The 12,576-nt window shown below is 37.4% G+C and carries 9 protein-coding genes; 3 read left to right on the forward strand and 6 right to left on the reverse strand.

Annotated elements, in window-relative coordinates; all coding sequences use genetic code 11:
• Window positions 1-22 precede the first annotated feature (22 nt).
• The 3 genes from atpB to ASE92_RS15370 all read right to left on the reverse strand — a co-directional run bounded on the left by atpB (window position 23) and on the right by ASE92_RS15370 (window position 1,947).
• On the reverse strand, window positions 23-1,189 hold the full coding sequence (gene atpB / locus ASE92_RS15360) for a F0F1 ATP synthase subunit A (protein WP_056851002.1): 1,167 nt from the start codon (window positions 1,187-1,189) through the stop codon (window positions 23-25).
• A 14-nt stretch (window positions 1,190-1,203) separates the two neighbouring features.
• Entirely contained in the window at window positions 1,204-1,593 is a 390-nt protein-coding gene (locus ASE92_RS15365; protein ID WP_056851003.1) for a hypothetical protein, read from the reverse strand.
• A 132-nt stretch (window positions 1,594-1,725) separates the two neighbouring features.
• Complete coding sequence (locus ASE92_RS15370; protein WP_056851004.1) at window positions 1,726-1,947, reverse strand: AtpZ/AtpI family protein; 222 nt, start codon at window positions 1,945-1,947, stop codon at window positions 1,726-1,728.
• 109 nt (window positions 1,948-2,056) lie between these two features.
• Between ASE92_RS15370 and ASE92_RS15375 the strand changes: the two genes are divergently transcribed.
• The 3 genes from ASE92_RS15375 (at window position 2,057) to uvrC (ending at window position 9,123) form a co-directional block, all read left to right on the forward strand.
• Window positions 2,057-4,834 (forward strand): hypothetical protein, encoded by a 2,778-nt coding sequence (locus tag ASE92_RS15375; RefSeq protein ID WP_056851005.1) that lies wholly within the window; start codon window positions 2,057-2,059, stop codon window positions 4,832-4,834.
• 110 nt (window positions 4,835-4,944) lie between these two features.
• Entirely contained in the window at window positions 4,945-7,167 is a 2,223-nt protein-coding gene (locus ASE92_RS15380) for a transglycosylase domain-containing protein (RefSeq protein ID WP_056851006.1), read from the forward strand.
• A 123-nt stretch (window positions 7,168-7,290) separates the two neighbouring features.
• Window positions 7,291-9,123 carry an excinuclease ABC subunit UvrC gene (gene uvrC, locus ASE92_RS15385; RefSeq protein ID WP_056851007.1) on the forward strand — a complete coding sequence of 611 codons (1,833 nt, stop codon included), beginning with the start codon at window positions 7,291-7,293 and terminating at the stop codon, window positions 9,121-9,123.
• A gap of 152 nt (window positions 9,124-9,275) precedes the next feature.
• Here the strand turns inward: uvrC and gldN are convergent, their stop codons facing one another.
• Genes gldN through gldL form a run of 3 tightly spaced genes read right to left on the reverse strand, consistent with a single transcriptional unit; the run spans window position 9,276 to window position 12,576 of the window.
• Window positions 9,276-10,184, reverse strand: coding sequence for a gliding motility protein GldN (gene gldN / locus ASE92_RS15390; RefSeq protein ID WP_056851008.1), 909 nt, complete (start codon window positions 10,182-10,184; stop codon window positions 9,276-9,278).
• Window positions 10,185-10,191: 7 nt separating this feature from the next.
• Window positions 10,192-11,724, reverse strand: coding sequence for a gliding motility protein GldM (gene gldM, locus ASE92_RS15395; protein WP_056851009.1), 1,533 nt, complete (start codon window positions 11,722-11,724; stop codon window positions 10,192-10,194).
• A gap of 42 nt (window positions 11,725-11,766) precedes the next feature.
• Complete coding sequence (gene gldL / locus ASE92_RS15400; protein WP_056851010.1) at window positions 11,767-12,576, reverse strand: gliding motility protein GldL; 810 nt, start codon at window positions 12,574-12,576, stop codon at window positions 11,767-11,769.

Genomic DNA, 12,576 nt, shown 5'->3' on the forward strand with positions numbered 1-12,576 from the left:
ATTTGTAAAAAATAGTTTTCTGTTAATGATGCTCTTCTACTGCCATTCCGATAAATAGCGCAGATAACAATGTAAAAATAAACGCTTGTAAAAATGCTACCAGTAATTCCAAAACATCCATAAATAAAACGAATGCAACTGAAACAGGAGCGATAGCCAATGTTTTGAAAATAAAAATAAGCGAGATTAAACTCAATACAATGATGTGACCAGCGGTAATGTTTGCGAACAAACGAACCATTAAAGCGAATGGCTTTGAAATGATACCAATAAGTTCTACCGGAATCATGATGGGATATAACCACCAAGGCACATCTGGCGTAAGAATATGTTTCCAGTAATATTTGTTACCGTTTAAGTTAACTACTAACATGGTTGCCGTTGCCATCACAAAAGTTAAAGCGATGTTACCTGTTACGTTAGCACTACCAGGAAAAACTGGGAATAAACCTAATAAGTTATTAAATAAGATGAAAAAGAATATCGTTAACAAGTAAGGCATAAACTTTGCGTATTTATGTCCGATGTTTGGTTTTGCGATATCATCTCTCACAAATATGATCACTGGCTCCAAGAAAGACTGTAATCCTTTTGGCGCTTTCCCAACTCTCTTTTTGTAGCTAACAGCTATTGAACCGAAAATAATAACAATCAAAAGAATGGAGATAAACATCGCGGCTACATTTTTTGTAATGGAGAAATCAATTACTGTATCAGATGCCGCTTCATCAATTTGGCCGTCAGCACCAACTACCTTAATGTTCTTGTTGAACATATCTTTAGTCATGCTTTGTTTTAAACCTGTTACCAAACGGTATTTGTTGTATTTACCTTGATAATCTTGCTCACCGTGATGAAAATGTGCTGAAGAAAAAACTTCCAAACCACCAGAAGTATACAAAATTACTGGAAGAGGAATTGAGGTATGCCCCCATAAATGCCACACATGCGAATCTGCTATGTGTTCCATGATCACTTTAGTTGGCTCGAATTTTTCTTCACCGTGCTCTGCTGCTCCGTGTTCACCAGAAACTGCATGAGCAGATTCAGCAACAACACTATCAGGAGAAGCAATAGTACTATCAGCCTGGGCGAAAGTATTATTTCTGATAGATAAAAACGCGATTAAAAGCGTAAAAACAAAGATTACCTTCTTAACTTTCGACACAAAAACTTGGTTACAATCCATTTATTGGCAGTTTTTTACTTTAAATTTTGGTGGCGCAAGTTACGCAACAAACAGTATATTTCAAAGGCCGTAAACAATAAATACACAGAAAAAAAATTTAGTGCAAAAAGTAGCCCGTTTCCCTTTGCTTTTATACTGTATACCAGCACAAAAGCCATACAAAAAATCATCTTCACTGCAATTGATCCCATGATCGCCATCACACCAACCTCAGGATCGCGTTTTATACCGATTGCAACCAGCATATATGCGATGTAGGTGATGCCAGCCATAAAGCCGAAAATTACCCAAAAATTCTTAACCAAAATCTGCTTTTCAGGGAAAATGTTGGGCAAAACAGCGATTATCGCTATCAGTATTCCAACAAAAATGAAGTAGATGCTTGTAAACTTGGTTAGCGTCAAAGGAATAATTCTTTACAATTAAAAACTTTGGCAAAGATAAGATTTAAGGATGAAATATTGTTAACTTGTTTGATTTCTAAATAGTTTACCACACAACCAAAGAACAACTGAGCGACTTAAGATTGGCACGGTTTATCGCGTAGCTTGCTTTATAGCCTGATATAATGCGATGCCCACACCGGCGAGCGCAAATGCCGCTGTTATTAATTTTGTTCTACTATTTCGATGTTCATCTATTTTGTAGCCTATAAAAGTTAACAATCCAATAGTAGCAATCATTTGAAAGCCTATGGCAGAATATTTTGCCGCTGCATTTACTTTTTTTGATGTATCTTCTTCTTTAGGATTTTCCATTTATAAATGCAATAATTAAGTTAACTTTGAATAATTAAGTTTTGCCAGCAAAGAAAATTTTTTTGCTAAATTTTGTTTATTGTATATCCACTAACGCGACTGATTATACTTGAAAAAATACTCCAACCAGACCTTAAATCCCTTCATCATTCTCTTCAGCCTGCTTTTTACGTATGGCTGTGTAGCAAATAAAGATACCGCTATCGACCGGAAGTTTCAAAACTTAACGGCACGCTACAACTATATCTATAATTCTAAGGTTCTGCTCACCGAATATAATGACGGTTTACAGCAAAGTTACCCTGATAATTACGAAAAAGTATTACCTATTTATCTTGATCCAGAACCGCAGGTTAATTTAATGCTTACTCCAGGCGCTCCAAACAAACAACTTGATGAGGTAATTACAAAAGGACAAACCATCATAAACGATAAAAGTTTCAGTAATTATATAGACGATGCCTACATGCTTTTAGGCAAAGCCAACTATTTAAAAGGAAACTATTTTATCGCATCAGAGTATTTTGATTATGTGGCTAAAGCTTACGACAAAGATCTACAGACTTTTGTTATGGCTATGAATTGGAAAGCACGCGGCCAAATGGAATTAAATAATATGGCGGTGGCTGATAAAATTTTAGATACCATGCTTCGTGCTGCCGATAATCTAAAAAAAGATATCGCCGAACCTTTGGCTACAACCGCCCAAATGAGGATATATCAAAAAAGAAATAAAGAGGCAATCCTACTACTCGAAAACGCTGTTCGGTTAGGCGATGATAAACAACTCCGTATTCGTTGGCGGTATATTTTAGCACAGCTGCAAGAACAGGAGAACGACCATCAAAATGCATTCATCAATTACACAAAAGTAGAAAACAGTAATGCACCATTTGAAATGTATTTCCATGCCAATTTGCAACGCATAAAGTTAAGAGCATTAATTAGCGGCTACAAAGTTGATGAAGATAAAGCCCTGTTGGCATTACTAAAAGACGATAAAAATTTCGACTACACTGATCAAATATATTATCAGGTTGGTGAGCTATTCTCGAAAGAAGGCAAATTTGTTAAAGCAGAAGAAAACTATCAAAAGTCAGTTCAGAAGAGCACAAAAAATCAAAACCAAAAAGCATTATCTTATTTAAAAATTGCCGATTTAAATTTTAAGGAATTTAACAACTATATCAAGGCGAAACTATATTATGATAGCACGGTATTAATTATGCCAAAAAACTTTCCTGATTATGATAACATTGTTAAAAAGGCAGATAATCTTCAGTATTTAACAGATCGTTACACGATAATCTCGAAAGAAGATACCGCTCAAATGATTGCCAAGTTGCCTGCAACAGAACGCGAAGCAAAAGTAAAAGCGTATTTAACTCAGAAAGTTGAAGTGGCCACTATTCCGATTTCAAATAATCAAAGCCTTAATAATCCAGATTTTCTGAACCAGATGTTAAACGCTCCTCAAACTGGTGCTGGTAATACTTTCTACTTTAACAATAATGCAGCAATAAGTACTGGTTTTGCCGATTTTAAGAAGCGCTGGGGTAACAGGCAATTAGAAGATAACTGGCGCCAAAGCCAGCGCTCATCAGCTCAGGAAAATGCACAGGTAATGTCTGGCGGAAACGTAGCCAACACCATCACGCCTGCAAATGGAACTAACACCACGACATCAGCAGATCAAACCTCGATAGAAAAACAATATCTGGATGCATTGCCAGTTACACCGGAACTGCTTATTACATCCGATCAGAAAATTATTGATGCTTATTTTGAAATCGCCAGTTTCTATCAGCAAGAGCTGAACGACAAAAAAGAAGCCAATAAGATTTACGATGAACTTTTAAGAAGATATCCAAAAAATAACCATCTCGCGGCCATTTATTACAGCTTATACCTAAATAACAAAGGTGTTGATGAGAATAAATCAAATGAGTTTAGGCAATTGGTGCTAACGAAATACCCAGAATCGAATTATGCTAAAACAATTTTAGATCCATCGTTTTCTGCCAAACAGAGTGCAATGGAAAATATTGCAAACAACAATTATAATGTTGCTTTTGAGGCCTACGCTAAAAAGGAATATCCAAGCGTAATCAAACAAGCCAATGATAATGTAAATGCATTTCCTGATAACGATCTGGCTCCACAATATGCCTACTTAAAAGCTATTGCGGTTGGCCGTACATCAAAACTTGATCCATTATTGGCCGAATTTAATTCCATTACCACCCAATACCCTAACGATTTAATTGTTACACCGTTAGTACGCGATCATTTAAAGTATATTGAAGCAAACCTGGCTGAGTTTAAGCAGCGCCCTGTTGCCTTGATCGACTTTGATTCAAACGAGCCTCGTTTCGTGAGCCAGGTAAAACCAATTGCTATACCTGCGAAACCGCTCACTACCAATATTAATGCTGCAACAGAAGTAAAACCAGTAGAAATCGCTGTAAAACCAGTGGAGAAACCTGAAGAAGTTAAACCGGTTGATGTAGTAAAACCCGCCAGTATTTTTAGCGCAGCTACTTCTAACGAGTATTACTATGTTATTGATGTAGCCGATGCTACTTTAACTTTAAGTTCATCACGCTTCGGTATTGGTCAGTTTAACCGCGGAAATTATCCAGATAATGATCTGGCGCACAAATTGGTTGAGCTAGATAATAACCAATTGATTTATGTAACCAGTTTTATCGATTTGGAAGATGCAAAAATTTACGAATCAAGCATTGCTGGTCAGTTAAAAAATATAATGAAAGTTCCTGCAAATCTTTACAGAGGCTTTATTATCAGCAAAGAGAATTTCGAAAAGCTGAATAGTAGAGATCGCATTAATGAATATTTGGAATTTTTGAAAGACAATTATAAATAGGCATAGAACTGCCTGTAAAAGGCCAAAAAATGAGTTCATCAAAATTTTAATAAATTTGTAGCCAAAATGGCTTCCAATTTGCTAGGCCTTTGCATTAATTACAACACAAAATGAATAAATCCCTTTCTGCACAAGAAACAAAAAGATATAGTTTAATCATCTGGAAAATATTGGTAGGCGGAATATCGCTTTTCGCGATTTTTATATCTATGATCGGACTTGGGCTTTTTGGCGAATTACCTTCTTTCAGAGATATTGAACACCCAAAAAGTAACCAGGCATCAGAAATTATTGCAGAAGACGGCCGCCCGCTGGGAACCTATTTTGTACAAAACAGATCCAATGTTACCTATAAAGATATTTCCGAAAATGTGATCAATGGCTTAATTGCAACCGAGGATACCCGTTTTAAAGATCACTCTGGAATCGATTTCAAACGTACCTTCACCATCATAGGCTATAATTTAATCGGCAAAAAACAAGGCGCAAGTACGATTACTCAACAGTTGGCCAAAAATCTTTTCCCACGCGAATCCAACCTCAATTTCTTCTCATTGGTACTCACCAAATTTAAAGAGTGGATTGTTGCTGTAAAGCTGGAACGCAATTACACAAAGGAAGAAATCATCACCATGTACCTCAATACGGTAGATTTTGGTAATCAGGCTTATGGAATTAAATCAGCTGCAAGAGTTTATTTTAATACCACGCCTGATAAACTAACTTTAACCCAGGCGGCAACTTTGGTGGGTATGCAGAAGGGGATTACGATGTACTCACCTACCCGCCATCCGGAGCGCTCGAGAAACCGGAGAAATACTGTGATGGCTATGATGGTAAAATCAGAACTATTAACTCAGCAGAATTTTAATGAGGAAAAAGAGAAACCACTAGGTTTGAAATTTAACGCTGCAACTGTAAACGATGGCATTGCACCTTACTTTAGATCAGTTTTAAAAAACGATATCAAAACAATCTTCCAGGAGCAGGGAATAGTAAAGCCAGATGGTACACCATATGATTTGGACCGTGATGGATTGAAAATTTACACCACCTTGAATTTCGACATGCAGCAATACGCTGAGGCAGCGCAGAAAGAATATATGAAAGTTTTGCAGGCGCAATTTATCAGCAGCTGGAAAGGTAGAAATCCTTTTAAAGGAAAAGATTTGCAGATTGAACAAGGTGTTAAAAGATCTGACCGATACAAATCACTCAAATTGGAAGGTAAATCTGATGACGAGATCAAACAAGATTTCAACACTAAAACTGAAATGACCATTTTCACCTGGAAAGGCGATATTGATACAGTGATGAAACCAATTGATTCAGTTCGCTACTACAAAATGTTGTTGCGTAACGCCATGATGACCATGGATCCTACCAATGGGCACGTTAAAGCCTGGGTTGGTGGGATCAACTACGAGCATTTCAAATACGATCAGGTTAAAATGGGAACTCGACAAGTAGGATCGACAGCCAAACCATTTACTTATGCGGTTGCCATCGAAAATGGTTATTCTCCTTGCTATACAGTTTCCAATACGCCTGTAACCATTGAAGGTTATGGAAAGCCATACATCCCAGGCTCATCAGGTAAACCATTGCCAGGAAACATTACGTTACAAAAAGCTTTAGCTTACTCCCAAAATTATGTTACAGCTTACTTGATGAAACAAGTTGGACCAGTTGCAGTTGCTAACTTAGCAACAAAAATGGGTATTCCAAATGTTCCGGCTTATCCTTCTATTTGTTTAGGAACTTTTGATTCATCCATTTACAATATGGTTGGCGCTTATGGCGCATTTGCAAACAAAGGAACCTATACCAAACCAATTTATTTACTAAAGATTGAAGATAAAAATGGGGTTGTACTTTTCTCGCAAAAAGAAATTCCGAAACCAATTATGAGTGAGGAAGTTGCCTATGTGATGACCAGAATGCTCAAAGGTGTGGTATCGGGTGGAACAGGTTCCAGATTAAATTATAAATATAAAGTAAATGCACCCATTGGTGGAAAAACAGGTACTACTCAAAATAATTCTGATGGTTGGTTTATGGCAATCACACCTCAATTAGTAACTGGCGTTTGGACCGGCTGCGAAGATCGGGCTTTTCACTTTTTAAGTACCAACCAAGGAGAGGGTGCAAATACGGCACTTCCTATTTTTGCAGGCTTTATTAAACGGGTTTACGCAAACCCGGCGTTAAAAATAAGTCATGCAGATTTTGAAGCACCAAAAGCAGGGGTATCCATCACCTACGACTGTAACCAATATCAGCAACAGGAAGAGGAAACCAATCCTGAACTTGATGAAAAATTAGGTTTTTAATACTAATGGAGATATTCCTGACCCTATGCGTAACTTAGGAGCTGGCCGAAATTCTTTTAAACAACATCGAATCCTTATCCGTTTAGATAAGGATTTCGCATTTGAATACTATTTTTGTAATTGATGAGCACTTTTGACCATAAAACCGCACTAACCGCAATTCCGCATAAACCCGGTGTTTACCAATATTGGGACGCAGATGGAAAGTTAATGTATATTGGTAAAGCAAAAGACCTTCGCAACCGTGTCGGCTCCTATTTCAATAGCGATAAGCAACAATTTAACGGCAAAACCAGAGTGCTGGTTTCCAAAATCAGGAAGATAACTTTTACTATTGTTGATACAGAAATTGATGCTTGGTTGCTTGAAAATAGTTTGATCAAAAAGCATCAGCCTAAATTCAATATCAATTTAAAAGATGATAAAACTTACCCATGGATAATCGTTAAAAACGAACCCTATCCACGCATTTATTGGACCAGAAAGGTAATTAAAGATGGATCAACCTATTTCGGCCCATATGGATCGATTGGCATGATGCACACTATTTTAGATCTGATTAAAGAAACATACCCTTTAAGGACTTGTTCGCTGCCATTAAACGACAAAAATATTGCTGAAGGCAAGTTTAAAGTTTGCCTGGAATACCAGATTGGAAATTGCAAAGGTCCATGTCAGGCCTACCAAACAGAAATTGATTACAACCAGAACATTGTTGAGATTAAAGAGATTTTAAACGGCAAAATTGGCAATGTGATTCGAGATGTGAAGGGCATTATCAAAACTGCTTCAGAAGAATTAAACTTCGAACTGGCACATCAATATTCGCGAAAACTTCAGGTTTTAGAGAAATATCAAAGTAAGTCGACCGTGGTGAACAGTGCCATTACCAATGTTGATGTAGTGAGCATTGCTTCTGATGAGCGTTATGCCTTCGTGAACTACCTGAAAGTAATGAATGGAACTATCATTCAAACGCAAACTATTGAAATTAAAAAGCAATTGGATGAAAGTGATGATGAACTTTTGATCACGGCGATGTTGGAGTTCAGAACAAAGTTTAACAGTACATCAAAAGAAATTATTGTTCCATTTGAACTTTCGTTGGAAGATGAAACGCTAAAATTTACCGTTCCAAAACTTGGTGAAAAAAAGAAACTTTTAGAGCTATCTCAGAAAAACGTATTGTTTTTCAAAAAAGAAAAACTAAATCAATACGAAAAGTTAAATCCTGATTTAAGGACAGATCGCATTTTAACAACCATGCAAAAAGATTTGCGATTGACGCAATTGCCGAAGCATATTGAATGTTTTGATAACTCCAACTTTCAGGGTAAGTACCCTGTTTCGGCAATTGTGGTTTTTAAAGATGCTAAACCTTCAAAGAAAGATTATCGCCACTTTAACGTGAAGACAGTGGAAGGTCCAAATGATTTCGCGACGATGGAGGAGGCTGTTTTTAGACGCTACAGGCGCATGCTTGAAGAAGACCAGCCATTGCCTCAACTAATTATTATTGATGGCGGCAAAGGACAACTTTCGTCGGCTATGAAAAGCTTGAAGTTGCTTGGTATCGAAAATCGTGTAACAGTTATTGGTATTGCTAAAAGATTGGAAGAACTTTTTTATCCAGGGGATTCGTTTCCGCTTTATCTCGATAAAAAATCGGAAACGTTAAAAGTGATTCAACAACTTCGTGACGAAGCACATAGGTTTGGTATTACCTTTCACCGCAAAAAGCGTGACCAAGGAACTTTAAAAACCGAATTGGAACAAATTGAAGGCATTGGTAAAACTACGGCCGACAAATTGCTAAAACATTTTAAATCAGTTAAGAAAATAAGAGAAGCTACAGAGAAAGAATTGAGCGAAGTGCTTAATAAAAAGCAGATGATAACTTTGCAGGATCATTTTAGCCCGCAGTCCCCTGAAGGGGGAATTGAAAACCCATCCTAATAGTTCATGTGAGTATCAATTTTCAGTAACAGAATTTAGTCAAATTGCCTGCCTGCAGTAGGTAGTAACGCTTAGTACCTCTCAATGACGATATGTTTAACTGAAGACGAGCTAAAAACAGAAAAGCTTCAATTTTCATCGAAGCTTTTCTGTTAGTATTCCCAAAGTCCTTGTTCGTAATCAAGAACCGACTTTTTAATTCTTTCAGATTCGTATAATCGTTGTCTAGGATCAGCAATAATATCTCTTAGCTTGTTATCTCCAGGATTTGATTCCTTCACAATATAACTGCTAAACAGACGGCGTATAAAGAAATCATCAAAGCTTAATGATGAAGCATCATTGTTGGTATTGATTAAGCGTTTCTTCGTTAATATTTCCCTAGCTTCTGGATAATAAACCCAGAAAACTGGTTGCCATTGCTTTGAAACCTCATTGTATTTCATTGGCGCAATACCTACAATACGTGGTTCGAAAATTGAACGTTTAACATCAAAAATCCAATCTTCCTTAATTCTAAATTTTAAAAATGATTCAGGGTTAAGATCATTTGCAACAGTTTTTACAGTACCTGCTTTAGCATCGGTTACTTCTACGGTTCCGGCGGCGGCCATCATTGCAGAATCTTTCGTCATAGGTGTATTGAAAGCATCATCTTCGTTCAGCACACTATCGATAGGAGCATAAGCAGTTAATTCTTCGGCTTTAACAGCAGCTAAGATCACATCAATTAATCTTGATTTAGGAGACTTTAATGACGAATTCACGGTATCTCTTAAGTCAATTTCCCTCCAGATACGCTTTGCATAAAATACATCTTCCTCTCTTACATCAGCCAAAGGCACCATTTCCGTACTATCGATATCTTTTCGGGCATAAAAACCATCCTTTGGTGGAACCTTAAGTTTTTTCTTGGCTACCTTAACTGGCGCTGCAACGGTATCGGCAACAGGTGCTGGTGCAACTGCAGCTTTTTTCGGAGCCAATTTGGTTGGCTTTTTCTGTGCGTAAGCCAACGTCGTAAATAAAGCCAATGCAATGATGCTTACAATCCTTTTCATCTTCTTCTTATTTAACACTAAATGCTAATGAAGGTAAAACATTCTGGCGGCCATCAGGACCAACAGAAACAATATCTTCAAAAAATACTCTGGTACCTGGGGTTACAGAATTAATTGCCGCTTTAACAGCGCCAGCAAAACTTCCACCACTACCAGAAATAGTAACCGCGTCTGAACGTGGTTTTATAACCGTCAATTTATAACGTTGAATTTTGAACTTCACATCGAAAGGAAAATCATCAAGATCTGCTTCGATTTCTGATTCGCTTTTCAATTGAACAGAAGCGATATCACCTCCAGCTCGTCCACCAACTTTAGCTACTGGCTTCGGAATAGCTTTTACTCTAAATTTCTGTGCGCCTAAACTCACTGTTTTACCAGCATTGCTCGCACTTACGTTTATAGAAACTTCACTTCCAACCTGACCTCCAGAAACGTTTACACTGTAGTTTCCATTTGAACCAGACATTGATCCAGCTGAGATAGAAGCACGAACACTTTCTAATGGAAAACCAGCAGCAGAAACCGTGAATGGGTTTGGAATACCCGCATATATTACATTCATCTTTGTAGATGAAACAGTAGCAGATGGTTTTGCTACCTGATATTTTTGAGGCTGCGTTTTGTATTCCTTCACTTGTCCATCAGTTTGGCGAACACGAATAGTACCTACCCAAGTAAATTCTCCAACGCTGCTTGTACCGCCCGTGTAAGTTCCTTTACCTTCTTTAATGGATAATTTATTTCCATTAACGGTAATATCAGGAGTTGATCTTGAATCACTAGCTGTCAAGAATACCTCAGCGGTGTAAGGTTGTCCTTGGATAACATAAGAGGTTGGCGCTACTGCTACCGCTGCAAACTGATCTAAGTTAACCTGAGCTTTATCCATGTTTCCGAATAACTTTTTAACTACTTCAGCTTCAGCGTTTTTAGTGTCTGTTTGCAATTTTGTCAAAATAGTCATAGCAGCTGTTAATGGCGTTCCCTCACCAAAGTAAGTTTCTTGCCAGTTGCCTTTTCTTTTTCTAACCGGATCTTTGGCTTCTAATGAAAAAGCAACAGTTGCTCTATCAGCCGGATCTAGTAAAGAAATCAGTTTCTCACGTGTAGCGTTAATTCTTTTCTTTAATTCATCAGCTTTCTTTTGGTTGATCATGATATTTTGAGCAATATCCTGATTAGATCTGTTTACCAAATCATCAGTTTCTGGATCAATACCATCTCCAGCTGTAGTAAATTCTTTCTTTAAACTTTCAATGTAGTTATTCAAATTATCTGCAGCTGCCTGTGCTTGTTTGGCCTTCTCATAAATCGGTTGTGCACGAGCTGGCTCTTCCTTCAGTTTCGAATTTTCGAAAGCAGAAAATAGCTGATTAATACTGGTGTTTACATTGTTTTTAGAAGTATCCAAACTATCGTTGATATTTTTGAATGCATCTAAAATTGTATCTGATACGTTTAAGGCAAGCATGGCCAACAATACCAAATACATGATATTGATCATCCGCTGCCTTGTTGTTTCTTTTCCGCCTGCCATGTGTTATGTAGCTTTCTTTTTTAAAATTAAAAACTAGATAATTTATACACGTGGACCATTCATAGCCGATAGCATATTGCCATAAATTGAGTTAAGCGATGCCAGGTTCTTCGCTAACTTATTCACTTCTTCTTTAAATTGTTTCGAATCTTCCATCGATTCGTTGAAGTTTTGCATGGTTAGTGATAAGTTAGAATAGAATTTATTCATCGATTTTAAGTGTGCGCTAGAATCTTGTAACTCTAATTCATACACCGCATTTAAAGCCGATAAATTTTTAGCCAAGTTATTAACCTGATCATGGTACGCTTGAGAATCTACATTGCTCTCACCCATTGCTTTTAAGTTAGCTGTAGCTTTCTCAAAAGATGCGCTTAAATTATCAAAACCAGCAGAAGCTGTTTTTACTTTGCTTGTGAATTCGTTTGTAGCAGTTGAAGCATCAGCAACATTTGAAATCGTTGCAACTTTATCACCAAATGTGCGCAAACCCGATCCTAAACTCTCTATTAAGTCCGGTCCTATTTTAGCGTCTGATAACATCTTATCTAATGCCGCTGTATTTCCTGCTGAAACTGGTGCTGCAACTGGTCTTGCAGAAGCCGCTGGCAATTCACCCTTAAAATCTTCTCTTAATTCTGGATAAACCCTTTCCCATGCTGGTTCTGGTTCTGGTGGAAAAAATCCCGTCAAAAAGAATAATATTGCCTCTACGCCTAGACCTATACCAATCATATAGTTACCCACGATACCACCAATGTGAAGAATTTTAAATAATGCTCCTACAATTACGATACTTGCTCCCCATGAAATTGCTACGTGTAACCAGCCTGGTTGTTTCTTTGCTGCCAT

This window comes from Pedobacter sp. Leaf41, from assembly GCF_001422545.1.
Classification (GTDB): Bacteria; Bacteroidota; Bacteroidia; order Sphingobacteriales; family Sphingobacteriaceae; genus Pedobacter.

Bases quoted from the DNA above. Each gene is read 5' to 3' on its own strand.
- ASE92_RS15370 (WP_056851004.1), bottom strand. From the start codon at position 1,947: ATGGAAAATCCTAAAGAAGAAGATACATCAAAAAAAGTAAATGCAGCG.
- gldL (WP_056851010.1), bottom strand. From the start codon at position 12,576: ATGGCAGCAAAGAAACAACCAGGCTGGTTACACGTAGCAATTTCATGG.
- gldN (WP_056851008.1), bottom strand. From the start codon at position 10,184: ATGAAAAGGATTGTAAGCATCATTGCATTGGCTTTATTTACGACGTTG.
- uvrC (WP_056851007.1), top strand. From the start codon at position 7,291: ATGAGCACTTTTGACCATAAAACCGCACTAACCGCAATTCCGCATAAA.
- atpB (WP_056851002.1), bottom strand. From the start codon at position 1,189: ATGGATTGTAACCAAGTTTTTGTGTCGAAAGTTAAGAAGGTAATCTTT.
- ASE92_RS15380 (WP_056851006.1), top strand. From the start codon at position 4,945: ATGAATAAATCCCTTTCTGCACAAGAAACAAAAAGATATAGTTTAATC.
- gldM (WP_056851009.1), bottom strand. From the start codon at position 11,724: ATGGCAGGCGGAAAAGAAACAACAAGGCAGCGGATGATCAATATCATG.